We start from the raw sequence: 25,923 nt of genomic DNA, 5'->3' as shown, positions 1-25,923 counted from the left end.
TTACTAAGGTTAGGCTAACCTAGCTTCGATTTTGTCCGGCGGGCGCTCCGCCCCGTTCGAAAGCAGTCACACCCATGCCCAACGCCCGTGCCACTCATCTCTCCCGCCGCGGCATCCTCGCCGCGGGCGGCGCCCTCGGCCTCGGTGCCGTGCTCGCGGCCTGCGGTGACGGTGACGCGAAAAGCGGCGGCTCGGGCGGCAAGGCGGCCGCCGGCGCGTCCGGCCCCTGGTCCTTCAAGGACGACCGCGGGCAGACCGTGAAGGCCGACAAGGCTCCCTCGCGCATCGTCGCCTTCGTCGGGGTCGCCGCCGCGCTGCACGACTACGGCGTCCGGGTCGAGGGCGTCTTCGGCCCGACGACGACCAAGGACGGCAAGGCCGATGTGCAGGCCGGCGACATGGACGTCAGCAAGGTGACGGTGCTCGGCAACGAGTGGGGCCAGTTCAACATCGAGAAGTACGCGTCCCTCGCCCCCGACCTGCTCGTCTCCACCATGTTCGACGACGCGGGCACCCTCTGGTACGTCCCGGAGGAGTCGAAGAAGAAGATCCTCGCCGTCGGCGCCGCCGCCGTCGGGGTCTCCGTCTACGACCGGCAGCTGACGGAGCCGCTGGAGCGCATGCTCGCGCTGGCCAAGTCGCTCGGCGCCGATGTCAGCGGAGACAAGGTGAAGCAGGCCAGGAAGCGGTTCGAGGACGCGGCCGCCAGGCTGCGCGCCGCTGCCCGGGCGAAGCCGGACATCAAGGTGCTGGCGGGCTCCGCGAGCCAGGACCTGTTCTACGTCTCCGGCACCAACCTCTCCATCGACCTGGAGTACTTCAAGGCCCTCGGCGTGAACTTCGTCGAGCCCCCGGAGAGCGCCAAGAAGCAGGGCGGCGGCTGGTACGAGTCCCTGAGCTGGGAAAACGCCAACAAGTACGCGGCGGACATCATCATGATGGACAACCGCACCTCGGCCATCCAGCCCGCCGACATCACCCAGGGCACCTGGAAGAAGCTCCCCGCGGTCAAGGCGCGGCAGGTCATCGCCCGCAATCCCGAGCCGATCCTGTCCTACGACAAGTGCGCCCCGCTGCTCGAGGACCTCGCCAAGGCCATCGAGACGGCGAAGAAGGTCGCCTGACCCGGCCCGCGCCCCCGCGCACGCACCACCCCCCACATACGAGCACCCTGACGATGACTCAGGAGCACCCATGACGACGGCCGTGGCCGCCCCGTTCCGTTTCTTCTCCCTCCAGGTCGTACGGACGAGGCGGCTCGGCCCGTCTCTCGTCCGGGTCACCTTCGCCGGGCCCGACCTGCACGCGTTCCACTCCGGCGGACGCGACCAGTCCCTCTCCCTGTTCCTGCCGCACCCGGGCCAGTCCGAGCCGGTGGTGCCGCTCGAACTCGGCGACCGTTGGTGGCAGGGCTGGCGCGAACTCCCCGACGACGTACGGGCGGTGATGCGTTCGTACACCCTGCGGTCCCTGCGCCGCGGCCCCGGCGAGCCCGACGAGATCGACATCGACTTCGCCCTGCACGGCATGGAGCCCGGCGCCGCGGTGCCCGCCGGTCCCGCCTCCCGCTGGGCCGCCCGCGCCACGCCGGGCGACCGCGTCCTGCTGCTCGGTCCGGCGGTCGCGGACAACCGGGCGATCCGCTTCCGCCCACCCGAGGACACCGATCTGGTGGTGATGTGGGGCGACGAGACCGCCGTGCCCGCGGCGACCGCGATCCTGGAATCCCTGCCGGCCGGCACGCGGGTACGCGCCTGGCTGGAGGTGGGGCACGCGGGCGACATCCAGGACGTGGTGACCGACGCCGACGCCGAGGTCACCTGGCTGGTGCGCGAGCCGGGCCGCCCGGAGGGGTCCCCGATGGCGCTCGACGCCCTGCGCGACGCCCAACTCCCGGACGACGCACGGCCGTACGTCTGGCTCGCGGGTGAGTCCGGGTGTGTCCGAGCGCTGCGCCGGCACTTCGCCGGCGAGCGCGGGACCGACCGGCGCCGCGTCACCTTCGTGGGCTACTGGCGGCACGGCCTGAGCGAGGAGCAGTTGCGCGCACAGGAGTGACACCGGTCACGGCGCGGGTGGCGCCCCCTTGAGATCGACTCAGGTTAGGCTAACCTAAGTTGATCGCGCGAACGGTGCCGCTTCCCCGTCCCGCACGGACCGTCCCCACCCCACCGGAGGACCCCCCACATGCGCTCACACCTGCTCAATGACCTGACCGCGGAGCACTACCGCCGGTCCGTGACAGAAGGAGTGGAGCGGGTGGCCGCCCGACTGGCCACCACGGACCGGCCGTTCACGGGCGTGACCGCCGACGCCCTCGCCCCCCGCATCGAGCGGATCGACCTCGACCGGCCGCTGAACGACACCACGGCGGCCCTCGACGAACTGGAGGAGGTCTACCTCCAGGACGCCGTCTACTTCCACCACCCCCGCTACCTCGCCCATCTCAACTGCCCGGCCGTCATCCCGGCGGTGCTCGGCGAGGCCATCCTGTCCGCCGTCAACTCCTCCCTCGACACCTGGGACCAGTCGGCGGGCGGCACCCTGATCGAGCGCAAGCTCATCGACTGGACGGCCGCCCGCATCGGCCTCGGCCCCGACGCCGACGGCGTGTTCACCTCCGGCGGAACCCAGTCCAACCTCCAGGCGCTGCTGCTGGCCCGCGAGGAGACCGGGAGCGACGCCCTCCCCGGGCTGCGGATCCTCACCTCCGAGGCGAGCCACTTCAGTGTGCGCAAATCCGCCCGGCTGCTCGGCCTGGGACCCGAGTCCGTGGTCTGCCTCCCGGTCGACCGCGACCAGCGCATGCAGACCCTCGCGCTCGCCCACGAGCTGGAGCGCTGTCGCCGCGACGGACTGGTCCCGATGGCCGTGGTCGCCACCGCCGGCACCACCGACTTCGGCTCCGTCGACCCGCTGCCCGAGATCGCGGAACTGTGCGAGCGGTTCGGCACCTGGCTGCACGTCGACGCGGCCTACGGCTGCGGCCTGCTGGTCTCCCCCACCCGGCGCGAGATGCTCACCGGCATCGAACGCGCCGACTCGGTCACCGTCGACTACCACAAGTCCTTCTTCCAGCCGGTGAGTTCCTCCGCCGTACTGGTCCGGGACGCCTCGGTCCTGCGGCACGCCACCTATCACGCGGACTACCTCAACCCGCGTCGCGCGGTGACCGAGCGCATCCCCAACCAGGTCGACAAGTCCCTCCAGACCACCCGCCGCTTCGACGCCCTCAAACTGTGGATGACCCTGCGCGTGATGGGCGCCGACGGCGTGGGACAGCTCTTCGACGAGGTGTGCGACCTGGCCGCCGCGGGCTGGAAACTGCTCGCCTCCGACCCGCGCTTCGACGTCGTCGTCGAGCCGGTGCTGTCCACCCTGGTCTTCCGCTACATCCCGGAAGCCGTCACCGACCCGGCCGAGATCGACCGCGCCAATCTCTACGCCCGCAAGGCCCTGTTCGCCTCCGGCGCCGCGGCGGTCGCGGGCACCAAGGTCGCCGCCCGCCACTACCTGAAGTTCACCCTGCTCAACCCCGAGACCACCACCGACGACCTCACCGCCGTCCTCGACCTGATCGCCGGCCACGCCGAGCAGTACCTGGGGGAGTCCCTTGACCGCGCGTCCTGAAGCGACCGAGGCCCCCGGGGCCCCGGAACAGCCCGAGACCGCCTTCGACTTCGTGGCGATCGGCCTGGGCCCCTTCAACCTCGGCCTGGCCTGCCTCACCGAGCCGATCGCCGAACTGAACGGCGTCTTCCTGGAGTCCAAGCCCGACTTCGAGTGGCACTCGGGAATGTTCCTCGACGGCGCCCACCTCCAGACCCCGTTCATGTCGGACCTGGTCACCCTGGCCGACCCGACCTCCCCGTTCTCCTTCCTCAACTACCTGAAGGAGAAGGGCCGCCTGTACTCGTTCTACATCCGGGAGAACTTCTACCCGCTGCGCGTCGAGTACGACGACTACTGCCGCTGGGCCGCGTCCCGGCTGAGCAGCGTCCGCTTCGGCACGACGGTCACCGAGGTGACGTACGACGAGGGCGACGAACTGTACACCGTGCGGACGCACACCGGAGCCGCGTACCGCGCCCGCCGGCTGGTGCTCGGCACGGGCACGCCCCCGTACCTCCCCGAGGCCTGCCGCGACCTGCCCGGCGACCACCTGCACAACTCCCGCTACCTGGAGCACAAGGCGGCGCTCCAGCGCAAGGAGTCGATCACGCTGGTCGGCAGCGGCCAGTCCGCCGCCGAGATCTACTACGACCTGCTCGGCGAGATCGACGTCCACGGCTACCGGCTGAACTGGGTCACCCGCTCCCCGCGCTTCTTCCCGCTGGAGTACACCAAGCTCACGCTGGAGATGACCTCCCCGGAGTACATCGACTACTACCACGCGCTGCCGGAGAAGACCCGCTACCGCCTCACCGAGCAGCAGAAGGGCCTGTTCAAGGGCATCGACGGCACCCTGATCGACGCGATCTTCGACCTGCTCTACCAGAAGAGCCTCGGCGGCCCGGTCCCCACCCGCCTGCTCACCAACTCCGCGCTCACCGGGACGGTCCACCACGACGGCGCGTACACCCTCACCTTCCGCCAGGAGGAGCAAGGGAGGGACTTCGAACTGCGCTCCGAGGGCCTGATCCTGGCCACCGGCTACCGGTACGCCGAACCGGAGTTCCTGAAGCCGATCCGGGACCGGCTGCGCTACGACTCCCACGGCAACCACGACGTCGGCCGCAACTACGCCATCGACGTCACCGGCCGGGGCGTCTTCCTCCAGAACGCCGGCGTGCACACCCACAGCGTCACCAGCCCCGACCTGGGCATGGGCGCGTACCGCAACAGCTGCATCATCCGCGAGCTGCTCGGCACCGAGCACTACCCGGTCGAGAAGACGATCGCCTTCCAGGAGTTCGCCGTTTGACATCACCCCCGGGGCCGGGGGCTCCCACAGCTCGCGATACGGGGTTTCCTGCTTCGTCACCGACTGCCCGCACGGAGGGATTCCGCTGAGGTCTTACACCGGCTCCACAGGCCGACACCGCCTGCCCGGCGGCCAGAAGGTTCTGTGCGGCATTGTGGTCCCGGTCATGGCGGGCGCCGCACCCGTTACATCTCCACTCACGAACATCAAGTGGAAGTGGGTCACGTACGAGGCCGCAAGCCGAGCACATTCTGCTCGACGGAAAGTAGCGGTCCACGACGACAAGCTCGCGCCCGTACCAGGCGCACTTATACTCCAGCATTCTACGCAACTCGGCCCACGAGGCATCTGCGACAGATCGAGCCAGGGAGCGGTTGCACACCAGGTTGCTAACGGGAAGATCCTCGATCGCGACCAGTTGGTCCTCCTGGACGATTCGAGTCGAGAGCTTGTGGAGAAAATCACGCCTTCGGTCGGCGATTTGCGCGTGAACGCGGGCGACCTTCCGGCGGGCTTTTGCCTGGTTTCTGGATCCCTTCTCCTTACGGGCCAGCTCGCGCTGCGCTCTCGCCAGGCGTCCGGAATTTTCCCTGCCCAACCTGGGGTTGGGTACCTTTTCACCGGTAGACAGAGTCACGAGACTGTGAAGCCCGGCATCGATCCCGACCGCCGCTGCATGGGCAACCTGGCGCCGCTGCTGGGGCTGGTCCTCAACCAAAAGGCTGACAAACCAGCGTCCAGCCGCGTCACGAGACACGGTCACGGTGCTCGGCCGGGCTTCCGGAGGCAAGGGACGCGACCAACGAATGTCCAGCGGCGCTCGCATCTTTGCCAAAATCAGCTCGCCATCGCGCCATCTGAAAGCAGACCGCGTGTACTCCGCTGACGAGCGAGAGCGCTTCCTCGACATAAACCGCGGATATCCAGAGCACTTGGTAAAGAAGCTCTCGAAGGCCGAGTGCAAGTGACGCAGAGTTTGTTGAAGCGGAACCGAGGATACATCGGAAAGATAGGAGCACTCATCCTCCTTCTTCCATGCGGTCAACATGGCAGAGGTCTCCGCGTACCCAATCCGACGGCGCTCCTCCGCCCAAGCCCGACTGCGCACTTCCAGCGCCATGTTGTAAACCTTGCGGACGCAGCCGAAGGTCTCCGTAAGTTGCCTGGCCTGCTCCGGTGTCGGATAGAAGCGGTACTTGAAGGCTCGCTTCACACGTTGTTCCCCCACGCCTCGCAAACTAGCCGCAGAGCGAAGTCCATGGTGCGGTTTTCCTGAGCCGACACCCGAACTGATGAACGCGATTGCCTACGGCCCCTGTTGTACAAGAACACGCACCCGAGGAGTTTTCGATGAGCACCACCCCACTGCTGGGCAGCTTCACGTTCCGCCCCGTCGGCCCCCTGAAGGACGCCGAGCTGCTGCACGGCTGGGTCACCCATCCCAAGGCGGCGTTCTGGATGATGCGGGACGCGACGCTCACGGACGTCGAGCGCGCCTACATGGAGATCGCCGCCGACCGCCACCACGACGCCTTCCTCGGCCTGCACGACGGCGAGCCCGCCTTCCTGATGGAGCGGTACGACCCGGCCCACCGCGAGCTGGTGGGGCTGTACGAGCCGGAACCCGGTGACGTCGGCATGCACTTCCTGGTCGCACCGACCGACACGCCCGTGCACGGGTTCACCCGGGCCGTGCTCACCGCCGTGATGCGACACCTGTTCGAGGATCCGGCGACGCGCAGGGTCGTGGTGGAGCCGGACGTGCGCAACAAGGCCGTGCAGGCGCTGAACACGGCCGTCGGGTTCGTGCCGGAACGCGAGATCGACAAGCCCGAGAAGACGGCGTTGCTGAGCTTCTGCACCCGGGAGCGGTTCACCTCGGCCACGGAGGTGACGGCATGACCCTCGCCGACGCCGTGTCCCATCTCTCCCCGGAGCGCTGGGAGAGCGCCAACCGCCTGCTCATACGCAAGGCGCTCGCCGAGTTCACGCACGAGCGGCTGCTCGCTCCCCGGCCGGACGGCGACCACTGGGTCGTCCACAGCGACGACGACCTCACCCACTACCGCTTCACCGCCGTCCGCCGCGCCCTCGACCACTGGCAGGTGGACCCGGACTCGATCACCCGCCGACGCGACGGCGCCGAACTGCCGCTCGCCGCACTGGACTTCTTCATCGAGTTCAAGGCATCGCTGGGGCTGAGCGACGAGATCCTCCCGATCTACCTGGAGGAGATCTCCTCCACCCTGGCGAGCACCTGCTACAAGCTCGCCAAGCCGCAGGTCACCTCGGCCGAGCTGGCGAAGGGCTCCTTCCAGGACATCGAGAGCGGCATGACCGAGGGCCACCCCTGCTTCGTCGCCAACAACGGGCGGCTCGGCTTCGGGGTCCACGAGTACCTGTCGTACGCCCCCGAGACCGCGAGCCCCGTCCGGCTGGTGTGGCTGGCGGCGCACCGCTCACGGGCGGCGTTCACGGCGGGCGTCGGCATCGAGTACGAGGCCTTCCTGCGCGAGGAGCTGGGCGCTGAGACCGTCGAGCGCTTCCACGCCCGCCTCACCGGCCAGGACCTCGACCCCGTCGACTACCTGCTCATCCCCGTCCACCCCTGGCAGTGGTGGAACAAGCTCACCGTCACCTTCGCCGCCGAGATCGCCCGCCGGCACCTGGTCTGCCTGGGCGAGGGCGACGACGAGTACCTGGCCCAGCAGTCCATCCGGACCTTCTTCAACCGCACGAACCCGCACCGGCACTACGTCAAGACCGCGCTGTCCGTGCTCAACATGGGCTTCATGCGCGGGCTGTCGGCCGCCTACATGGAGGCCACCCCGGCCATCAACGACTGGCTGGCCCAGCTCATCGCCGACGACCCGGCGCTGAAGTCGACCGGCCTGACGATCATCCGCGAGCGGGCGGCCGTCGGCTACCGGCACCTGGAGTACGAGGAGGCGACGGACCGCTACTCGCCGTACCGGAAGATGCTGGCCGCGCTGTGGCGCGAGAGCCCGGTGCCCTCGCTGCGGGACGGCGAGTCCCTGGCCACCATGGCCTCACTGCTGCACGTGGACCACGAGGGCGCGTCCTTCGCGGGTGCGCTGATCGAACGCTCCGGGCTGTCCCCGAGTCAGTGGCTGCGCGGCTATCTGCGCGTCTACCTCACTCCTCTGCTGCACAGCTTCTACGCCTACGACCTGGTGTTCATGCCGCATGGCGAGAACGTGATCCTGGTGCTGGAGGACGGCGAGGTGCGGCGGGCGGTCTTCAAGGACATCGCCGAGGAGATCGCGGTGCTGGACCCGGACGCCGCCCTGCCGCCCCAGGTGCGGCGGATCCGGGTGGAGGTCCCGGAGGACAAGAAGCTGCTGTCCCTCTTCACGGACGTCTTCGACTGCTTCTTCCGCTTCCTGGCCGCGGGCCTCGCCACCGAGGGGATCCTGGAGGAGGACGACTTCTGGCGGACGGTCGCCGAGGCGGTCCGCGAGTACCAGGAGTCGGTGCCCGAACTCGCCTGGAAGTTCCGGCAGTACGACCTGTTCGCCCCCGAGTTCGCGCTGTCCTGCCTCAACCGGCTCCAGCTGCGCGACAACCGGCAGATGGTGGACCTCGCGGACCCCTCCGGGGCGCTCCAGCTGGTCGGGACCCTGCGGAACCCCCTCGCGGGGCGGTGAGCCCCGGCACGGACGGACGGGCACCCCGGAGGGGTGCCCGTCGCCGATTGCTCCTCCCGCTGTCCTACTGCGCGGGCCAGGGCACCTGCGGGGAGCGGTAGTACCCGATCCCGAGGGCGTCCCAGCGTGGCGCCTGGGCCGCCAGGCGCGTCTTGTAGGTGTTCCAGTCGTGCGTGGCCGCGGGCGACCAGCCGAGTTCGGCGACGCCGGGCAGCCGGGGGAAGGCCATGGCGTCGATGTGGGCGGAAGTGGACAGGGTCTCCGACCACAGCGGGGCCTCGACACCGCGCACCGCGGAGGCGGGCGCGCCCGGCAGGTAGCTGCCCGGGTCCCAGTCGTAGGACCGCTGCACCTCGACGTAGCCGGCCCAGGCCAGTCCGAGCGGGGTGTCCTTGGTGTACTTCATGTCGAGGTACACCCGGTCGGCCGGGGACAGGACCAGCCCGGTGCCGTTCTGCGCGGCCTGGGCGACCTGCGCCTGCTCCGCGGCGCTGGTGGAGTCCAGGCCCCAGTACTGGGCGAGCGCGCCCTTGGCCGGGGTGGAGCCGGTCAGCTGGTGCCAGCCGATCACCGTCTTGCCGTACTTGGCGACGATCGGCTGCACCCGGTTCATGAACTTCACGTAGTCGTCGTGGCTCGTGGAGTGCGCCTCGTCGCCGCCGATGTGCAGGTAGCGGCCGGGGGTGAGGGCGGCCAGCTCGCGGATGACGTCGTCCACGAAGTCGTACGTGATGTCCTTGGACACGCACAGCGAGCTGAACCCGACGTTGGTGCCGGTGTACAGCGGCGGTGCCACGCCGTCGCAGTTCAGCTCAGCGTAGGAGGAGAGGGCCGCGTTGGTGTGGCCGGGCATGTCGATCTCGGGCACGACCTCCAGATGGCGGGAGGCGGCGTAGCGGACGATCTCCTTGTAGTCGGCCTTGGTGTAGTGGCCGCCCGCGCCGCCGCCGACCTGCGTGGAGCCGCCGTGGGTCGCCAGGCGCGGCCAGGAGTCGATGGCGATGCGCCAGCCCTGGTCGTCGCTCAGGTGCAGATGCAGCTTGTTGATCTTGTAGAGGGCGAGTTCGTCGATGTAGCGCTTGACCTGTGTGACGGTGAAGAAGTGCCGGGAGACGTCGAGCATGGCGCCCCGGTAGGCGTAGCGCGGGCTGTCCTGGATGGTGCCGCCGGCGACCAGCCACGGGCCCGGTTGCACGGACTTCTTCTCGACGGCCGGGGGCAGCAGCTGCCGCAGGGTCTGCACACCGTGGAAGAGGCCGGCCGGCTCCCCTGCGGTGATCGTCACCCCGCTCGCCGCGCTGTCCAGCCGGTAGCCCTCGGCGCCGTACGATCCCTTGGCCAGTCGCAGCCGAATACCGCCGTCGCCCTGTGTGGTCAGCGGCAGGCGGTAGCCGGTGGAGGGCCGCAGGACGTCCGCGAGGTACTCGCCCACCTGGCGCGCCCCACGGGAGCCGTCGACGCGGATGTGGGTGCCCGCCGTGATGCGGTACGGGGATCCGCCCGCCTGGACGGAGGCGGGGACCGGGACCACCTGGCCCAGCGGTGTCGCGGCCGGTGCGGGCGCCGCCTTCCCGGCGGGCACGGCGCCCACGGTGAAGGCTCCGGCGGCCGCCACGAGCAGCAGCGCGCCCAGGGCCCGGCTCGTCCTGGGCATCCGGATTCTGCGGGGAGTCGTGCTGTGGTGCCGTCTCACATGCGCTCCCTTCGTTCGGCTCGGGGACTCCATGAGCCCCGACGGTATAGACCACTCTCTCGCAGATGCGGTGAAACAATCTCCCCATGACGGAAATCATCCAGAGCGACGGCACGTGGGTCCTGGACGACGACGCCCTGAGACTGACCCCGGGACGGGACAAGAACGTCGGTCTGCTGCGCCGGACCCTGGGTGAGATCCGCGTGCCGCTCGCCGCTCTGGCGGGCGTTTCGTTCGAGCAGGGCAAGCGGGCCGGGCGGCTCAGGTTGCGGTTGCGCGACGGCGCCGATCCGCTGCTGCACGCGACCGCGGGCCGGCTGACCGAGCCGCACGACCCCTATCAGCTGCTGGTCGAGTCCGGGCGCTACGGAGTCGCCGAGTACTTCGTGGACGTGGTCCGTGACGCCCTGCGGCTGGAGCAGGTGCCCTCGGACCCGGTGACGGAGTACCTGCTGCCCGGTCCCGCGCTGCCGCTGTCGGTGTTGGCCGGGGACGGCACGGCGAGCTTCGACGGCGAGCGGGTGCGTCTGGAGTGGAACTGGAAGACCGAGGACGCCAAGGCCGCCAACGGGGCCCGCACGCTCGCGCTGGCCGACATCACCGCGGTGGAGTGGCTGCCCGCCGCCGGGCTGGAGAACGGCTTCCTGCGCCTCACCGTGCGGGGCGCGCCCGCCGACGTCCCGCCCAAGCACGACCCGAACGCCGTGGAGCTGTGGGGTTTCAAGAGGGACCCGCTGATGGCGCTGGTCGCGGCGGCCGTGCAGGCCCGGCTGCCGCATCCGTCCGCGCCCGTGGACGGGACTGTGGACGGGGCCGTGCCGGGCGGGCCCGCCGCGGCGGAGGCCGCGGCCGCCGACCGGGGCGCCGAGGGGGCCGAGGAGGACCACGACGCCCTGCTGCGGCGGCTGCGCGAACTGGGCGAACTGCACCGCGCGGGAGTGCTCACGGACGAGGAGTTCACCCTGGCCAAGCAGGCGGTCCTCAGACGCATGTGAGAACCGCTCCGGGCGCCGCCGACACCTCGCCCCTACGATCCCACCGACACCTCCTGCCCGAAATCGGGCAGGTTTCTTGCGAAAGCCCGTCCCTTACTCCAGAATCCACCGGGTGCACGACGAACTTGTTGATCACCTGACGCGGTCCACGCCCCTGAACCGGGGCGAGGCGCTGCGGGTGGTCCAGGACGTGCTCGCCTACTTCGACGAGACGACCGAAGGGTTCGTCCGTCGCCGCCACCGCGAGCTCCAGGCCCAGGGGCTGGTGAACGCGGAGATCTTCGAACGGATCGGGGCGGACCTGAAATACCGGGCGGTGGCACCGCCGGAACTCTCCCTCCGGCAGCTGCGCCGGATCGTCTACGGCTGAGGGATACCTGTACATGTGCGGAATCGTCGGATACATCGGCAAGCGTGACGTCGCCCCCCTGCTCCTGGAAGGCCTTCAGCGCCTGGAGTACCGCGGCTACGACTCCGCGGGCATCGCCGTCACCTCGCCGAAGACGGCCGGCCTGAAGATGGTCAAGGCCAAGGGGCGGGTCCGCGACCTGGAGGCCAAGGTCCCGGCGCGCTTCAAGGGCACCACCGGCATCGCCCACACCCGCTGGGCCACCCACGGCGCCCCCTCCGACGTGAACGCCCACCCGCACATGTCGGCCGACAACAAGGTCGCCGTCGTGCACAACGGCATCATCGACAACGCCTCCGACCTGCGTCGCAAGCTTCAGGCGGACGGTGTGGAGTTCCTCTCCGAGACCGACACCGAGGTGCTCACCCACCTCATCGCCCGCTCCGAGGCCGAGACGCTGGAGGAGAAGGTCCGCGCCGCCGTCCGCCAGGTCGAGGGCACCTACGGCATCGCCGTCCTGCACGCCGACTTCTCCGACCGCATCGTGGTGGCCCGCAACGGCTCGCCGGTCGTGCTCGGCATCGGCGAGAAGGAGATGTTCGTCGCCTCCGACATCGCCGCGCTGGTCACCCACACCCGGCAGATAGTCACCCTCGACGACGGCGAGATGGCCACCCTCAAGGCCGACGACTTCCGTACGTACACCACCGAGGGCACCCGCACCACCGCCGAGCCGACCACCGTGGAGTGGGAGGCCGCCTCCTACGACATGGGCGGCCACGACACCTACATGCACAAGGAGATCCACGAGCAGGCCGAGGCCGTGGACCGGGTGCTGCGCGGCCGGATCGACGACCGGTTCGCCACCGTGCACCTCGGCGGCATCAACCTCGACGCCCGCGAGGCGCGCGCGGTGCGCCGGGTCAAGATCCTCGGCTGCGGCACCTCCTACCACGCGGGCATGATCGGCGCCCAGATGATCGAGGAGCTGGCCCGCATCCCCGCCGACGCCGAGCCGGCGTCCGAGTTCCGCTACCGCAACGCGGTGGTCGACCCCGACACGCTGTACATCGCGGTCTCCCAGTCCGGTGAGACGTACGACGTGCTGGCGGCCGTGCAGGAGCTCAAGCGCAAGGGCGCGCGGGTGCTCGGCGTCGTCAACGTGGTGGGCTCCGCCATCGCCCGTGAGGCGGACGGCGGCATCTACGTGCACGCCGGGCCCGAGGTCTGCGTGGTGTCCACCAAGTGCTTCACCAACACCTGCGTCGCCTTCGCGCTGCTCGCCCTGCACCTGGGCCGCATCCGCGACCTGTCGGTGCGTGACGGCAAGCGGATCATCGAGGGCCTGCGCAGGCTGCCGGCGCAGATCTCCGAGATCATGAAGCAGGAGGAGGAGATCGAGCGGCTGGCCCGGGACTACGCCGACGCCCGCTCGATGCTCTTCATCGGCCGGGTCCGGGGCTACCCGGTGGCCCGTGAGGCCTCCCTGAAGCTCAAGGAGGTCTCCTACATCCACGCCGAGGCCTACCCGGCCTCCGAGCTCAAGCACGGCCCGCTGGCCCTGATCGAGCCCGCGCTGCCGACGGTGGCGATCGTGCCGGACGACGACCTGCTGGAGAAGAACCGCGCGGCCATGGAGGAGATCAAGGCCCGCAGCGGCAGGATCCTCGCCGTCGCCCACCAGGAGCAGGAGAAGGCCGACGAGACGATCGTCGTGCCCAAGAACGAGGACGAACTGGACCCGATCCTCATGGGCATCCCCCTCCAACTCCTCGCCTACCACACGGCACTGGCCCTGGGCCGGGACATCGACAAGCCCCGCAACCTGGCCAAGTCGGTAACGGTGGAGTAAGAGCGAGTAGATAACGGTGCCCTGACAGATCGCCCCGCAGGGGCGCCCGAAGGGGCACGGGGCTGTATCGATATGCGGCTCCGCCGCGGGGGAGCGACCGGCCCCAACGCGCCCGCACGGGCCAAACCGTGAGAAACGGACCCCCACGTGTGCCACCCATCACGCGGGGGTCCGTCTTCATCCGCCGGGGAGCATCCCAACCCCCCAGCCCGCGCAGCTAACCGGTGGCCGTCACCCCCCGGCCGGCAGCGCGTCGCGGAAGTTCCGTGGGCCAGTGGGCGAGCGCCGCCGTGGCCGCGTACCAGGCGACCGCTCCGGCCGCCACGGCGAACCAGCCGCCCACCTTCGCCAGGCCGCCGTTGTCGGCGAAGCGTGCGATGGCGAGCAGCACCAGGGAGACGAAGAACAGCCCGTAGGTGCCCTGTCCGAGCACGTCGCCGCCGGCGAGCGTCAACGTCAGGGCCACGAGGGCGAACAGGAGCAGGAAGAGCCCCGCGCCGTTGCCGGAGACCTGGTTGCCCGCCGAGACGGCCCAGGTGAACCAGAAGGCGCCGAGCGCACAGTAGGCCGTACCGGTCGCGGTGTCGCGATCGCGGAAGGCCAGCAGTCCGGCGACGAACAGCGCGACGCCGCCCACATAGTGAGCGAGTGTCACCGAGTCGTTCGCCGTCACTCCGTTGATGACTTCGGTGTACCCGAGGCCGAAGGCCAGCAGGGTGACACCGAGGGCGAGTCGGCCGAGGATGGTGGTCGTGGTGCTTCCCGCAGAGACGTCGTTGGCCACGGCAAGCTCCCTTCATGCCTGCGCAGTTGTGCGGTGACCGGTATATGCCCTTCACAAGGGCACAAACACCTCTACGTGCGAGTAGCTTCGCGGAAAGTCATGACCGGAAAGGGATTTGGCGAACGTCGGCCCGACCGGGGCGGAACCGGCTAGGGGATGACGACGACCGGCCGCTGCGCGCGCTTGGCGAGCCGGCCCGCGACCGAGCCGAACAGGCGCCCCACGAGCCCGTGCGTGGAGCCCACGACGATCGCGTCCGCCTCGTACTCCTTGCCCACCTCTTCGAGTTCGTGGCAGATGTCGCCGCCGCGCTCGACGAGGATCCAGGGCACCTCCGCCAGGTACTCCGCGCAGGCGAGTTCGAGACCGAGGACCTCGGTGCGGTGGTCCGGCACGTCCACGAAGACGGGGGGCTCGCAGCCCGCCCACACCGTGGTGGGCAGCCGGTTGGCGACGTGCACGATGATCAGGCCCGAGTGGGTTCGTTGCGCCATGCCGATCGCGTAGGCGAGGGCGCGCTCACTGGAGGTGGATCCGTCGAAGCCGACGACGACGCCGTGCTTGAACGCCGGATCGCAGGGATGACGTGGCTCTTCTGCCGCCTGGGGATCGGCCGCCGTGGGGTCGGCGAGCGGTCGCTTGCGGTCCGCGGGTTCGAAGAATTCGTGACCGGCCATGGCTGTCTCGGGGATGTGATCCTTTGTCGGGGACGACAGTCTGCGGCGAAGCTGTGTCCGGGAATGGTCTTCCCGTCCCCATACCCCCAAGGGTACGGCGGCACGCCTCCTTAGCCCAGATCCCGCGCACTCTCCGTGGCGGTTCACCGGAGCATGCACGAGCCACGCCCGTAACGCAATGGTTGGTGCCCCGTACAGGCGGTTTGTACGGGATTCACTTTCCGCGACGGACAGGATCACGGTAACGGCGGGGCGCCGTCGGGGAGTCGCGCGGGGTACCGGGCGGCCGCGTGGAGCCCGCACGGTGACCGACCGATCGAACAGGCGTTGAACCCGGAGAACCGCCGCCGCAAGGAGCACGCCGTGTCCGGACCCCGCACCGTCCCCGACCGACACCCGGGCCCCGCACGGGACACCACACCGGGCATCGCACAGGACACCGGGCAGCGCGCCGCGGCCGGCGGCGAGGACGGCGCCATGGGCGACACCGCGGGCGAGGTGGTGCGCTGGGCTGTCTTCAGCTGCGTACTCGTCCCCGTGGTCCTGCTCTGGTACGGCACGTCGTTCGCCGGCGCCGCCGGCACCGCCCTGGGCCTCGCGGCCGCCACCGGGGCCTGTCGGGCGCTGCTGCGCCGCTCCGAACGCGAGGCGGCCCGGCTGCGCGCCGAGGAGCGCGTCCCGCACCGGGGCCGCCACCACGAACGGGGACCGGGGCGCACCGGGGCGGTCGGCACCTGGGCGGAACGGCACCGGTCGGCTGACCGGTTTTTGCGCACGCGGACGTAGCTTTTCAGCCAACTTCTCGTATCCGTGCATTCTCCGGCCTAAGCACCCCTCACCCCCCGTTCGACCTGCACGGAAAGGGCCTCCGCGGCACCGCGCACCCTACGTGGATTGGCCACCACCACGAGGCGCACTTCCCTGCACGCTCCTCGAGTGCAACGCTTCGTGATCGAATGCTTCACGCCAAGTTGCCATATCGACAATGTGCCGGGTGACGAACTGGTCAACACGGCACGGCGGGACGCAGTAGATTCGATCTTGACTGTCTTACGGCGGGGGACCCGTGCAGGACCGAGGGGAAACGTGCAGGAGCGACACAACCGAGGAGCCGCGACCACCGAGGGGGGCTTAGCAGTATGAGCCACGACTCCACTGCCGCGCCGGAAACCGCGGCCCGGAAGCTTTCCGGGCGACGCCGCAAGGAGATCGTCGCGGTGCTGCTGTTCAGCGGCGGCCCCATCTTCGAGAGTTCCATACCGTTGTCGGTGTTCGGGGTTGACCGCCAGGACGCCGGCGTACCGCGCTACCGACTACTGGTGTGCGGCGGCGAGGAAGGCCCGCTGCGGACCACAGGGGGCCTGGAACTCACCACACCGCACGGCCTGGAGGCGATCTCGCGGGCGGGCACGGTCGTCGTGCCGGCCTGGCGCTCGATCACCTCGCCGCCACCGGAGGAGGCGCTGGACGCACTGCGCCGGGCGCACGAGGAGGGGGCCCGCATCGTGGGCCTGTGCACCGGGGCGTTCGTACTCGCCGCGGCCGGGCTGCTGGACGGCCGGCCGGCGACCACGCACTGGATGTACGCGCCGACGCTGGCCAAGCGCTATCCGTCGGTGCACGTGGATCCCAGAGAGCTGTTCGTCGACGACGGCGACGTGCTGACGTCGGCGGGTACGGCGGCCGGGATCGACCTGTGCCTGCACATCGTGCGCTCGGACCACGGCAACGAGGCGGCGGGCGCGCTGGCCCGGCGGCTGGTGGTCCCGCCTCGCCGGAGCGGAGGCCAGGAACGCTACCTGGACCGCTCTTTACCGGAGGAGATCGGCGCCGACCCGCTCGCCGAGGTCGTCGCCTGGGCGCTGGAGCACCTCCACGAGCAGTTCGACGTGGAGACGCTGGCGGCACGGGCGTACATGAGCCGGCGTACGTTCGACCGCCGCTTCCGCTCCCTGACCGGGAGCGCGCCGCTGCAGTGGCTGATCACCCAGCGGGTGCTCCAGGCGCAGCGGCTGCTGGAGACGTCCGACTACTCGGTCGACGAGGTGGCGGGCCGCTGCGGCTTCCGCTCCCCCGTGGCACTGCGCGGCCACTTCCGGCGGCAGCTGGGCTCGTCCCCGGCGGCGTACCGGGCGGCCTACCGGGCGCGGCGGCCGCAGAACGAGCGGCCGGGGGACGGCGACCTCGTGTCGGGGACGGCCGGCATGCCGGGCGGCCCGGGACCGCACTCCGCGGCGGCACCGGCCGGTCCCGCGTCGCCGCTGCCCTCCTTCCACCCGGAGGGCCAGGTGCCCCACCAGGCGCGCCGCACGGCGGCCCTGTCGGCGAGCGTTCCGGGCCAGCGCGGCGGCTCCTGACCCACGGCGGCAGGGTGGACGGGCCTTCTGGTCCCGTCCATCCGGCCGTCCCGGCTCAGGGCCGCGCGCCTGCCGTTGCCCGACAAGGGCGCCGCACAGTCGGTCCGGGTCGCGGCGGGGCGCCGTAAGGTGAGACACATGAACGATCGCATGGTGTGGATCGACTGCGAGATGACCGGCCTCTCGCTGTCGGACGACGCGCTCATCGAGGTGGCCGCCCTCGTCACCGACTCCGAGCTGAACGTACTCGGCGAGGGAGTCGACATCGTCATCCGGCCGCCGGACTCGGCGCTGGAGACGATGCCGGAGGTGGTGCGTGAGATGCACACCGCGTCCGGCCTGCTCACCGAGCTGGCCGGCGGCACGACACTCAAGGACGCCGAGGAGCAGGTCCTGGCCTACGTGCGGGAGTACGTCAAGGAGCCCGGCAAGGCCCCGCTGTGCGGAAACTCGGTCGGCACCGACCGCGGCTTCCTGCTGCGCGACATGCCGACGCTGGAGGGCTATCTCCACTACCGGATCGTGGACGTGTCCTCGGTCAAGGAGCTGGCCCGGCGCTGGTACCCGCGGGCGTACTTCAACAGCCCGGAGAAGAACGGCAACCACCGCGCCCTGGCCGACATCCGCGAGTCCATCGCGGAGTTGCGCTACTACCGCGAGGCCGTCTTCGTCCCGCAGCCCGGTCCCGACTCCGACACCGCCAAGGCGATCGCGGCGAAGCACGTCCTGCCTGCTCAGCAGGCGTAGCGGGGCTCCGCGAAGGGGCGCCGCGAAACCCGTGCGCGAGCACCCCTTCCGACCCTGTAGACTTCTTCTCGGCCGGTCGGGGAAACCGCAGAATCCCTCTGACCGGTCATGGTGGGTGTAGCTCAGCTGGTAGAGCACCTGGTTGTGGTCCAGGATGCCGCGGGTTCGAGTCCCGTCACTCACCCTTCACCGAGAGGCCGGTGACCTGATACCCCAGGTCACCGGCCTCTGTCGTGTCAGTTGCGGGCGGGCCGCCCCGGCGCCGGCCGCTCTGGCGGCCCTGACCGCCCTTCCGGCCCGCCCGCCATCCCGTCCGCAAGGCCCTTCGCGGCGAGCCGATCTGACGCGAAGGTCCTCTGCTTCAGCGGCAGTTCGGCCGGACGCGAGCGTCAGAGAACGACACGGTAGTGGGTGGTCAGGCGCCGGTCGTCGCCGAGGACGTGGAAGGCGAGGCCGGGCGGCTGGTCCCGGTCCGCCGGGGAGTCGCCCTCCCAGGGCATGCGCAGGGTCCAGGTGACGGCCGGCCCGACGATCAGCGGACGGCCGGCGAAGACCGAAGCGGCCGCGGTGGGGGCGTGCCCGGTCAGGACGGCGACCACCCGAGGATGTGCGTCGAGCAGGGCGGCCAGGTGCCCCGGCTGTTCGAGCATTCCCGAGTCGGGCAGCGGGTGGTGGAGCTCGACCGGCGGCTGGTGGAAGGCGATCAGCGCCGGCATGTCCCGCGGCAGTCCGGTGAGGGTGGTGTCGATCCAGTCGAGCGTCGCCGCGTCGAGGCGCCCCTCGTCGTGGCCCGGGATGGTGGAGTCGCACATCAGGACGGCGGCACCGGCGACCTGGTGGACCCGGTTGACGGGGCCCCGGTCGGGTGCCTCTCCGAGCAGGACCTTGCGGTAGGCCGGACGCGCGTCGTGGTTGCCCGGGCAGGTGAGCACCGGGAATGGTGCCGCCGCCACGGGCGGCAGGAGTGGTGCAAGCCGTCATGCGGAAACCGCGCCCGAGCGGCTCGCCACTACAGGCGTCAGCGCATGGGGGCCGACGGTGGTTCCGCTTCCTCCTGACCGGCCCAGGACCGCGCGCCGGGGCCGGTAAGCTCGACAGCCATGAACCGACGGCGGCGCAAGAAGCTCTCCGGTCACCTCGTCACGGCGGCCATGCTGGGCGACATCGCCCGCGCGGAGGAGCTGTTGCGGGCCGGCGCCGATCCGGAGCGAGCGGACAGGGAGGGCACCACCCCGCTCTATGCGGCGTCCGTGCAAGGGCAGGTCGAGATGGCCCGGCTGCTCCTCGCGGCCGGGGCCTGCCCGGACGCCGAGAGCGGGCACGGATCGGAGGGCACGCCGCTGTGCGCGGCCGCCTGCTGGGGGCACACCGAGACCGTGCGCGAACTGCTGGCGCACGGCGCCGATCCGAATCTTCGTGAGGACCACGGCACGGGCCGCACTCCCCTGGAGTGGGCGGTCGCCGATTCCCATTCCGCGACCGTCGCCCTCCTCGTCGCGGCGGGAGCCACCCGACGCGGCGACCCCAGGCCCGCTACGACGACGTCCGCACCATCAGCTCCGTAGGCAGCACGAGCTGCCGTCGCTCCAGCCCCCGGGAGACCGCCGGGCGGCGGTCGGCGATCTCGTTCAGCAGGAGGTCGATCATCGCGCGGCCCATCTCCTCGATGGGCTGGCGGACGCTGGTCAGGGGCGGATCCATGTGGCGGGCGATGGCGGAGTCGTCGTAGCCGACGAGGGCCACGTCGTCGGGGATGCGACGGCCCGCCTCGCGCAGCACCTGGCGGGCGCCGGCCGCCGTGACGTCGGAGGCGGCGAAGACGGCGTCCAGGTCGGGGCGGTGCTCCAGCAGGCGCGTCATCGCGCGGCGGCCGCCGCCCTCGGTGAAGTCTCCCTGGGCCACGAGGAGTTCGTCCACCTCCAGGCCCGCGTCCCGCAGGGCCTCGCGGTAGCCGTCGACGCGGCGCTGGGCACCGTAGACGTCCGTGTGGCCGGTGATGTGGGCGACGGTGCGGCGGCCGCGAGCCATCAGGTGCTCCACGGCGGAGCGGGCGCCTCCGTAGTTGTCGGAGTCCACCGAGGTCAGGGTCTCGCCCGCCGACCGCGGACCGCTGATCACAGCCGGGATCTCCAGCTGGGCCAGCATGTCCGGCAGCGGGTCGTCGGCGTGCACCGAGACCAGCAGGACGCCGTCCACCCGGTGCGCGGCCAGGTACTGGGCCAGCCGCTGCCGCTTCTGGTCGCTGCCGGCGAAGATCAGCAGCAACTGCATCTCCGTGTCCGACAGTCCGGCGCCGACCCCCCGCAGCATGTCCGAGAAGTACGGCTCGGCGAAGAAGCGGGTCTCCGGCTCGGGCACGACGAGGGCGATCGCGTCGGTGCGGTTGGCGGCGAGGGCGCGGGCGGCCGTGTTGGGGACGTAGCCGAGCTCGGCCACCGCCGCCTCGACGGCGGCCCGGGTGGCGTCGCTGACCCGGGGCGAGCCGTTGATCACCCGCGAGACGGTGCCGCGGCCGACGCCGGCCCGCGCGGCGACCTCTTCGAGGGTCGGCCGACCGCCGCTCCGGCCCCGCGCTCCGTGGCCTGTCATTGGCTCCGCCCTTCCGCCGTCGAAACCGCCTTGGCCTGGAATGTAACAGTCTCCCGAGCGCGGACGCCGTGCCCGGGGCCGCCACGGCGGGCCCCTGGGGACGGGGCGGCTCCGCATACCCGGATCGAGGACCTCCCCCTCCCGCGTTAGTTAACAGGCCGATAACTGAACGCATTTGTCCTCGCTCACACCCTTGACACCCCCACTCGAACCCGCGACTCTTCAACACATCACTGGTGGGAGCGCTCCCACAGTACCTGACACATACACAACCCGCACGTTCCCCGCCCGAGCCGCAGCGAGTACAAAACGGGCCCAACATGCAGTTGGCCGGGGGGTCGGCACGTCAGGGCAACAGGAGGACGCAATGCGAGCACGTTTCCTCCCCCAGTCTCGACTTCGTTCGAGTGGGGGGACCCCCATCGCCCGCAAGGCGGTGGTCCTGGCGGCGGCCGCGTCGCTGGGCGCCGGGCTGCTGGCCGGCTGCTCCAGCGACAGCGGAGACGAGTCCGGCTCGTCGAACGGCGGTGGCGACGGCGGCGGTGCCAAGGTCACGATCACGATGGGCCTCTTCGGCACGATGGGCTTCAAGGAGGCCGGCCTCTACGCCGAGTACGAGAAGCTGCACCCCGACATCAAGATTCAGGAGAACGTCACCGAGCGCAATGAGAACTACTACCCGGCGCTCGTCAACCACCTGACCACCAACAGCGGCCTGATGGACGTCCAGGCCGTCGAGGTCGGCAACATCGCCGAGGTCGTCGCCACCCAGGCGGGCAAGTTCGAGGACCTCTCCAAGGCCTCGGGCGTGGACAAGAGCAACTGGCTGGACTGGAAGTGGCAGCAGGCCACCACCAAGGACGACCAGACCATCGGCCTCGGCACCGACATCGGCCCGATGGCGATCTGCTACCGCAAGGACCTCTTCCAGCAGGCCGGTCTGCCCACCGACCGCGAGGAGGTCGGCAAGCTGTGGGCGGGCGACTGGAACAAGTTCGTCGCGGCGGGCGAGACGTTCAAGAAGAAGGCACCCAAGGGCACCTACTTCATGGACTCCCCCGGCGGCCTGATCAACGCGATCCTCAGCAGTGAGGAGGAGAAGTTCTACGACGCCTCCGGCAACGTCATCTACAAGACGAACCCCGCCGTCAAGGCCGCCTTCAACCTGACGGCCAAGGCCGCCCAGGAGGGTCTGGTCCAGTCGCAGACGCAGTTCCAGCCGGCCTGGGACCAGACGATCGCGAACAACAAGTTCGCCACCGTCGCCTGCCCGCCGTGGATGCTCGGCACCATCAAGGGCAAGTCGCAGCCGGACGCGGCCGGCAAGTGGGACGTGGCCGTGCCGCCCAAGGGCGGCAACTGGGGCGGTTCCTTCCTGGCCGTGCCCAAGAGCGGCAAGCACGTGAAGGAGGCGACGGCGTTCATCACCTGGCTGACGGCTCCCGAGCAGCAGGCGAAGCTGTTCGCCGTCCAGGGCAGCTTCCCGAGCGCGCCGGGCGCCTACACCATGCCGTCGGTGACCGACGCGAAGAACGAGATGACCGGTGACGCGCCCATCGGGGGGATCTTCGCGGAGGCCGCCAAGTCCATCCCGGTCCAGACGATCGGCCCGAAGGACCAGATCGTCCAGCAGGGCCTGACGGACAACGGCGTCATCCTCGTGACGAAGGGCAAGTCGCCCGCCGACGCCTGGAAGACGGCCACGAAGACCATCGACAACAACCTGGAGAAGTGACCGGTATGGCCACCCGGCACGACACCGCCGCGCCCCCGGAGGGGGGCGCGGCCCCGGGCCGCCCGGCGGAGACCGACACTGCCGACGCGGAGCACCGGCGCCGGGCGCGGCTGTCCCGCCGCTGGCAGCGGGACATGCGGTGGAGCCCGTACGCGTTCGTCTCGCCGTTCTTCCTGCTGTTCGTCGCCTTCGGGCTCTTCCCGCTGATCTACACGGCATGGGCCTCGCTGCACACGGTGGAGCTGACGGCGCCGACCGACATGGAGTGGGCCGGGCTGCGCAACTACACCCGGATCTTCGACGACGAGTTCTTCTGGAACGCGGCGCGGAACACCCTGACCATCGGCCTCATCTCCACGGTTCCGCAGCTGCTGATGGCGATGGGCCTGGCGCACATCCTGAACTACCGGTTGCGCGCCTCGACCTTCTACCGGGTCGCGATGCTCGCGCCGTACGCGACCTCGATCGCCGCCGCCTCCCTGGTCTTCGTGCTGCTCTTCGGCCGCGACTACGGCATGATCAACTGGGTGCTGCACGCGGTCGGCTTCGACAACATCGACTGGCAGAACGACAAGTGGCCCTCCCAGATAGCCGTCTCCACGATCATCATCTGGCGCTGGACGGGCTACAACGCGCTGATCTACCTGGCGGCGATGCAGGCCATCCCGAACGACCTGTACGAGTCGGCGGCCCTGGACGGTGCCAACCGGTTCCGGCAGTTCTTCCACGTCACCCTGCCGCAGCTGCGCCCGACCATCCTGTTCACCGCCGTGGTGTCGACCATCGGCGCCAGCCAGGTCTTCGGCGAGCCGCTGCTGTTCGACGCCAACAAGGGCGCCTCCGGCGGTGCCGAGCACCAGTTCCAGACGCTGGGCCTGTACCTGTACGAGCAGGGCTGGGTGAACCAGCACCTGGGCCGGGCCTCCGCGATCGCCTGGACGATGTTCCTGATCCTGATCGTGATCGGCGTGGTCAACTACGTCATCTCGCGCCGGCTGCGCGCCAGTAGTTAAGGAGACCGGCCGTGACGACGACGACCCTGACCGAACCCGAGACGCCGACCGCCGGACCGCGCCGGACCCACCGGCCCAAGGCCGCCCGCGCGGGCGGGCAGCTGCACGCCGGCCCGATCGCGTACGTGATCCTGGCCCTGTTCACCATCGGGTCGCTGTTCCCGCTGGTGTGGACGGCGATCGCCGCGTCCCGGAACAACAACCGGCTGGCGCAGACCCCGCCGCCCTTCTGGTTCGGCTCGAACCTGATGCACAACCTCCAGGTCGCCTGGACGGACGCCAATCTGGGCAAGGCGTTCGTCAACACCACGATCGTGGCGGGGATCTCCGCGGCGACGGTCGTGTTCCTGTCCACGATCGCCGGCTTCGCCTTCGCCAAGCTGCGCTTCAGGGGCCGGGGCGCGCTGATGCTGATCGTGATCGGCACGATGATGGTGCCGCCGCAGCTCAGCATCATCCCGCTGTACATGATGGTGGCCAAGCTGGACTGGACCGACCAGTTGCAGGCGGTGATCCTGCCGTCGCTGGTCAGCGCGTTCGGTGTGTTCTTCATGCGGCAGTACCTGCTCCAGGCGCTGCCGGACGAGGTCATCGAGGCCGCCCGGGTGGACGGCGCGAGCAGCTGGCGCGTGGTGTGGCACGTGGTGTTCCCGGCGGCGCGTCCTGCGATGGCCGTGCTGGGGATGCTGATGTTCGTGCAGACCTGGAACGACTTCCTGTGGCCCTTCCTGGTGCTGACCCAGACCGGGAACCCGACCGTGCAGGTCGCCCTCGCGGGCCTGGGCCGCGGCTACACCCCCGACCAGTCCCTGATCATGGCGGGCGCGCTGCTCGGCACGCTGCCGCTGCTGCTGGTCTTCGCGATCTTCGGCAAGCAGATCGTGGGCGGCATCATGCAAGGCGCGGTCAAGGGCTGACGCCCGCGGCCCGTCCTCTCACGCGCGGCGGCCCGGCCGCCGCGCACACCCCCGCCTTTCCGGGGGCCGGGTCACCGTGGTCCCGGCCCCTTGTCCCTCTGTCCACGTCGATCCCTGTCCACCCTCCCCTTTCGAACCGTCGGTCTTTCACGACCATCTATGGGAGCGCTTCCATGCCTGAGTCCGCTCAGCCGGTGACCCCGGTGACCTTTCCGCCCGCCTTCCTCTGGGGCGCCGCGACCTCCGCGTACCAGATCGAGGGGGCGGTGCGGGAGGACGGCCGTACGCCCTCGATCTGGGACACCTTCAGCCATACCCCGGGCAAGACCGCCGGTGGCGAAACCGGTGACATCGCTGTCGACCACTACCACCGCTACCGCGATGACGTGGCCATGATGGCGGACCTGGGCCTGAACGCCTACCGCTTCTCCATCTCCTGGCCGCGCGTGCAGCCGACCGGCCGCGGCCCCGCCGTCCAGGTGGGCCTGGACTTCTACCGCCGTCTCGTGGACGAGCTGCTGGAGCGCGGGATCAAGCCGGCGGTCACCCTCTACCACTGGGACCTGCCGCAGGAACTGGAGGACGCGGGCGGCTGGCCGGAGCGCGAGACCGCGCTGCGCTTCGCGGAGTACGCGCAGATCGTCGGTGAGGCGCTCGGCGACCGGGTGGAGCAGTGGATCACCCTCAACGAGCCGTGGTGCACCGCCTTCCTGGGCTACGGCTCCGGGGTGCACGCGCCGGGCCGCACCGAGCCCGCGGCCACGCTGCGCGCGGCCCACCATCTGAACCTGGCGCACGGCCTGGGCGCGCAGGCGCTGCGGTCGGTGATGCCGGCCCGCAACTCGGTCGCGGTCAGCCTCAACTCCTCGGTGGTCCGCACCGTCTCGCAGGACCCGGCGGACCTGGCGGCGGCCCGGAAGATCGACGACCTGGCCAACGGGGTCTTCCACGGCCCGATGCTGCACGGGGCGTACCCGGCCACGCTGCTGGAGGCCACCTCGTCGATCACGGACTGGTCCTACGTCCTGGACGGCGATCTGCGCGCCGCCCACCAGCCGCTGGACGCGCTCGGCCTCAACTACTACACGCCGGCCCTGGTGTCGGCGGCGGACACGGCGGCGGAGGGCCCGCGGGCCGACGGTCACGGGGCGAGCGCTCACTCGCCGTGGCCCGGCGCGGACGACGTGGCGTTCCACCAGACGCCGGGCGACCGCACCGAGATGGGCTGGACGATCGACCCGGGCGGCCTGCACGAGCTGATCATGCGCTACTCCCGGGAGGCGCCGGGGGTGACTCTGTACGTCACCGAGAACGGCGCCGCCTACGACGACAAGGTGGACGCCGACGGCCGCGTGCACGACCCGGAGCGCATCGCCTACCTGCACTCCCACCTGGCGGCGGTGCGCCGGGCCATCACCGACGGCGCGGACGTCCGCGGGTACTACCTGTGGTCCCTGATGGACAACTTCGAGTGGGCCTACGGGTACGGCAAGCGGTTCGGCGCGGTCTACGTCGACTACACCACCCTCGCCCGGACCCCGAAGTCCAGCGCCCACTGGTACGGCAAGGCCGCCCGCACCGGGGAGCTGCCGCCGCCGGACGCCGCCTGACGGCCCGTCCGGC

General features: G+C 70.2%; 21 protein-coding genes, 1 tRNA gene and 3 pseudogenes. 19 read left to right on the top strand and 6 right to left on the bottom strand.

All coding sequences use genetic code 11. The features are described from left to right. Positions 1–74 precede the first annotated feature (74 nt). The 4 genes from ABZ818_RS18490 (at position 75) to ABZ818_RS18475 (ending at position 4,924) form a co-directional block, all read left to right on the top strand. The gene (locus tag ABZ818_RS18490) at positions 75–1,124 is read left to right on the top strand and encodes an ABC transporter substrate-binding protein (protein WP_361415495.1); all 1,050 of its coding nucleotides are present in this window, start codon (positions 75–77) and stop codon (positions 1,122–1,124) included. A 70-nt stretch (positions 1,125–1,194) separates the two neighbouring features. After that, positions 1,195–2,058 (top strand): siderophore-interacting protein, encoded by an 864-nt coding sequence (locus ABZ818_RS18485; protein WP_361415493.1) that lies wholly within the window; start codon positions 1,195–1,197, stop codon positions 2,056–2,058. A gap of 129 nt (positions 2,059–2,187) precedes the next feature. Further along, complete coding sequence (locus tag ABZ818_RS18480; protein WP_361415491.1) at positions 2,188–3,630, top strand: aspartate aminotransferase family protein; 1,443 nt, start codon at positions 2,188–2,190, stop codon at positions 3,628–3,630. 52 nt (positions 3,631–3,682) lie between these two features. Next, positions 3,683–4,924: a SidA/IucD/PvdA family monooxygenase gene (locus ABZ818_RS18475; protein ID WP_361415575.1), complete on the top strand. Its 1,242-nt coding sequence runs from the start codon at positions 3,683–3,685 to the stop codon at positions 4,922–4,924. On the opposite strand, the gene ABZ818_RS18470 is transcribed toward ABZ818_RS18475, so the two are convergent. Beyond that, positions 4,851–6,152, bottom strand: a complete 1,302-nt coding sequence (locus tag ABZ818_RS18470; RefSeq protein WP_361415489.1) for an RNA-guided endonuclease TnpB family protein — start codon at positions 6,150–6,152, stop codon at positions 4,851–4,853. The genes ABZ818_RS18475 and ABZ818_RS18470 overlap by 74 nt on opposite strands. A 122-nt stretch (positions 6,153–6,274) precedes the next feature. Here ABZ818_RS18470 and ABZ818_RS18465 point away from each other — a divergent pair, with 122 nt between their 5' ends. Together ABZ818_RS18465 and ABZ818_RS18460 are read left to right on the top strand one after the other, a co-directional pair. Continuing rightward, entirely contained in the window at positions 6,275–6,826 is a 552-nt protein-coding gene (locus ABZ818_RS18465; protein WP_361415487.1) for a GNAT family N-acetyltransferase, read from the top strand. Then, complete coding sequence (locus ABZ818_RS18460; RefSeq protein ID WP_361415485.1) at positions 6,823–8,592, top strand: IucA/IucC family siderophore biosynthesis protein; 1,770 nt, start codon at positions 6,823–6,825, stop codon at positions 8,590–8,592. The genes ABZ818_RS18465 and ABZ818_RS18460 overlap by 4 nt, the downstream gene beginning before the upstream one ends. Before the next feature lie 64 nt (positions 8,593–8,656). Here the strand turns inward: ABZ818_RS18460 and ABZ818_RS18455 are convergent, their stop codons facing one another. After that, on the bottom strand, positions 8,657–10,246 hold the full coding sequence (locus tag ABZ818_RS18455; RefSeq protein ID WP_361415483.1) for a beta-N-acetylhexosaminidase: 1,590 nt from the start codon (positions 10,244–10,246) through the stop codon (positions 8,657–8,659). 125 nt (positions 10,247–10,371) lie between these two features. Between ABZ818_RS18455 and ABZ818_RS18450 the strand changes: the two genes are divergently transcribed. The 3 genes from ABZ818_RS18450 (at position 10,372) to glmS (ending at position 13,481) form a co-directional block, all read left to right on the top strand. Next, on the top strand, positions 10,372–11,280 hold the full coding sequence (locus ABZ818_RS18450; protein ID WP_361415481.1) for a DUF4429 domain-containing protein: 909 nt from the start codon (positions 10,372–10,374) through the stop codon (positions 11,278–11,280). Positions 11,281–11,392: 112 nt separating this feature from the next. Then, the gene (locus tag ABZ818_RS18445; protein WP_361415479.1) at positions 11,393–11,650 is read left to right on the top strand and encodes a hypothetical protein; all 258 of its coding nucleotides are present in this window, start codon (positions 11,393–11,395) and stop codon (positions 11,648–11,650) included. A 13-nt stretch (positions 11,651–11,663) separates the two neighbouring features. Next, a complete protein-coding gene (gene glmS / locus ABZ818_RS18440; RefSeq protein WP_361415477.1) occupies positions 11,664–13,481 on the top strand; it encodes a glutamine--fructose-6-phosphate transaminase (isomerizing) in 1,818 nt (605 codons plus the stop codon). A gap of 217 nt (positions 13,482–13,698) precedes the next feature. Here glmS and ABZ818_RS18435 read toward each other — a convergent pair whose 3' ends face one another. Both ABZ818_RS18435 and ABZ818_RS18430 read right to left on the bottom strand, forming a co-directional pair. Beyond that, complete coding sequence (locus tag ABZ818_RS18435) at positions 13,699–14,265, bottom strand: GPR1/FUN34/YaaH family transporter (protein WP_361415476.1); 567 nt, start codon at positions 14,263–14,265, stop codon at positions 13,699–13,701. Positions 14,266–14,414: 149 nt separating this feature from the next. Further along, complete coding sequence (locus ABZ818_RS18430; protein WP_361415475.1) at positions 14,415–14,942, bottom strand: universal stress protein; 528 nt, start codon at positions 14,940–14,942, stop codon at positions 14,415–14,417. Between the two features lie 477 nt (positions 14,943–15,419). On the opposite strand from ABZ818_RS18430, the pseudogene ABZ818_RS18425 reads away from it, so the two are divergent. From ABZ818_RS18425 to ABZ818_RS18410, 4 genes and pseudogenes are all read left to right on the top strand, one after another. Next, positions 15,420–15,703 (top strand): annotated as a pseudogene (locus ABZ818_RS18425) (hypothetical protein). Between the two features lie 378 nt (positions 15,704–16,081). Beyond that, positions 16,082–17,299, top strand: a complete 1,218-nt coding sequence (locus tag ABZ818_RS18420) for a helix-turn-helix domain-containing protein (RefSeq protein ID WP_361415473.1) — start codon at positions 16,082–16,084, stop codon at positions 17,297–17,299. 138 nt (positions 17,300–17,437) lie between these two features. Continuing rightward, the gene (gene orn, locus ABZ818_RS18415) at positions 17,438–18,046 is read left to right on the top strand and encodes an oligoribonuclease (RefSeq protein ID WP_361415471.1); all 609 of its coding nucleotides are present in this window, start codon (positions 17,438–17,440) and stop codon (positions 18,044–18,046) included. 111 nt (positions 18,047–18,157) lie between these two features. Then, positions 18,158–18,230, top strand: a tRNA-His gene (locus ABZ818_RS18410). A 205-nt stretch (positions 18,231–18,435) separates the two neighbouring features. Here ABZ818_RS18410 and ABZ818_RS18405 read toward each other — a convergent pair. Further along, a pseudogene (locus ABZ818_RS18405) lies at positions 18,436–18,990 on the bottom strand (phosphodiesterase); the annotation flags it as partial. Between ABZ818_RS18405 and ABZ818_RS18400 the strand changes: the two are divergent. Then, positions 18,979–19,104 (top strand): annotated as a pseudogene (locus ABZ818_RS18400) (CGNR zinc finger domain-containing protein); the annotation flags it as partial. The pseudogenes ABZ818_RS18405 and ABZ818_RS18400 overlap by 12 nt on opposite strands. 42 nt (positions 19,105–19,146) lie before the next feature. Then, positions 19,147–19,611 carry an ankyrin repeat domain-containing protein gene (locus ABZ818_RS18395; RefSeq protein WP_361415469.1) on the top strand — a complete coding sequence of 155 codons (465 nt, stop codon included), beginning with the start codon at positions 19,147–19,149 and terminating at the stop codon, positions 19,609–19,611. Here the strand turns inward: ABZ818_RS18395 and ABZ818_RS18390 are convergent. Then, complete coding sequence (locus ABZ818_RS18390; RefSeq protein WP_361415467.1) at positions 19,580–20,635, bottom strand: LacI family DNA-binding transcriptional regulator; 1,056 nt, start codon at positions 20,633–20,635, stop codon at positions 19,580–19,582. The genes ABZ818_RS18395 and ABZ818_RS18390 overlap by 32 nt on opposite strands. A gap of 367 nt (positions 20,636–21,002) precedes the next feature. On the opposite strand from ABZ818_RS18390, the gene ABZ818_RS18385 reads away from it, so the two are divergent. The 4 genes from ABZ818_RS18385 to ABZ818_RS18370 all read left to right on the top strand — a co-directional run bounded on the left by ABZ818_RS18385 (position 21,003) and on the right by ABZ818_RS18370 (position 25,910). Further along, complete coding sequence (locus ABZ818_RS18385) at positions 21,003–22,370, top strand: extracellular solute-binding protein (protein ID WP_361415465.1); 1,368 nt, start codon at positions 21,003–21,005, stop codon at positions 22,368–22,370. Positions 22,371–22,375: 5 nt separating this feature from the next. Then, on the top strand, positions 22,376–23,383 hold the full coding sequence (locus ABZ818_RS18380; protein ID WP_361415573.1) for a sugar ABC transporter permease: 1,008 nt from the start codon (positions 22,376–22,378) through the stop codon (positions 23,381–23,383). A 26-nt stretch (positions 23,384–23,409) separates the two neighbouring features. Further along, positions 23,410–24,300, top strand: coding sequence for a carbohydrate ABC transporter permease (locus ABZ818_RS18375; RefSeq protein ID WP_361415571.1), 891 nt, complete (start codon positions 23,410–23,412; stop codon positions 24,298–24,300). 173 nt (positions 24,301–24,473) lie between these two features. Further along, on the top strand, positions 24,474–25,910 hold the full coding sequence (locus ABZ818_RS18370; RefSeq protein WP_361415463.1) for a GH1 family beta-glucosidase: 1,437 nt from the start codon (positions 24,474–24,476) through the stop codon (positions 25,908–25,910). Positions 25,911–25,923: the final 13 nt, after the last annotated feature.

The organism is Streptomyces sp. NPDC047453 (genome assembly GCF_040643155.1).
In the GTDB taxonomy this organism is placed as follows: Bacteria; Actinomycetota; Actinomycetes; order Streptomycetales; family Streptomycetaceae; genus Streptomyces.
This window is presented reverse-complemented; position numbering and strand designations above follow the sequence as displayed.

Excerpts from the sequence above, each read along its gene's own strand:
- ABZ818_RS18490 (WP_361415495.1), top strand. The coding sequence starts at position 75 with ATGCCCAACGCCCGTGCCACTCATCTCTCCCGCCGCGGCATCCTCGCC.
- ABZ818_RS18485 (WP_361415493.1), top strand. The coding sequence starts at position 1,195 with ATGACGACGGCCGTGGCCGCCCCGTTCCGTTTCTTCTCCCTCCAGGTC.
- ABZ818_RS18480 (WP_361415491.1), top strand. The coding sequence starts at position 2,188 with ATGCGCTCACACCTGCTCAATGACCTGACCGCGGAGCACTACCGCCGG.
- ABZ818_RS18465 (WP_361415487.1), top strand. The coding sequence starts at position 6,275 with ATGAGCACCACCCCACTGCTGGGCAGCTTCACGTTCCGCCCCGTCGGC.
- ABZ818_RS18460 (WP_361415485.1), top strand. The coding sequence starts at position 6,823 with ATGACCCTCGCCGACGCCGTGTCCCATCTCTCCCCGGAGCGCTGGGAG.
- ABZ818_RS18455 (WP_361415483.1), bottom strand. The coding sequence starts at position 10,246 with ATGCCCAGGACGAGCCGGGCCCTGGGCGCGCTGCTGCTCGTGGCGGCC.
- ABZ818_RS18450 (WP_361415481.1), top strand. The coding sequence starts at position 10,372 with ATGACGGAAATCATCCAGAGCGACGGCACGTGGGTCCTGGACGACGAC.
- glmS (WP_361415477.1), top strand. The coding sequence starts at position 11,664 with ATGTGCGGAATCGTCGGATACATCGGCAAGCGTGACGTCGCCCCCCTG.
- ABZ818_RS18430 (WP_361415475.1), bottom strand. The coding sequence starts at position 14,942 with ATGGCCGGTCACGAATTCTTCGAACCCGCGGACCGCAAGCGACCGCTC.
- ABZ818_RS18420 (WP_361415473.1), top strand. The coding sequence starts at position 16,082 with ATGAGCCACGACTCCACTGCCGCGCCGGAAACCGCGGCCCGGAAGCTT.
- orn (WP_361415471.1), top strand. The coding sequence starts at position 17,438 with ATGAACGATCGCATGGTGTGGATCGACTGCGAGATGACCGGCCTCTCG.
- ABZ818_RS18395 (WP_361415469.1), top strand. The coding sequence starts at position 19,147 with ATGAACCGACGGCGGCGCAAGAAGCTCTCCGGTCACCTCGTCACGGCG.
- ABZ818_RS18390 (WP_361415467.1), bottom strand. The coding sequence starts at position 20,635 with ATGACAGGCCACGGAGCGCGGGGCCGGAGCGGCGGTCGGCCGACCCTC.
- ABZ818_RS18385 (WP_361415465.1), top strand. The coding sequence starts at position 21,003 with ATGCGAGCACGTTTCCTCCCCCAGTCTCGACTTCGTTCGAGTGGGGGG.
- ABZ818_RS18380 (WP_361415573.1), top strand. The coding sequence starts at position 22,376 with ATGGCCACCCGGCACGACACCGCCGCGCCCCCGGAGGGGGGCGCGGCC.
- ABZ818_RS18370 (WP_361415463.1), top strand. The coding sequence starts at position 24,474 with ATGCCTGAGTCCGCTCAGCCGGTGACCCCGGTGACCTTTCCGCCCGCC.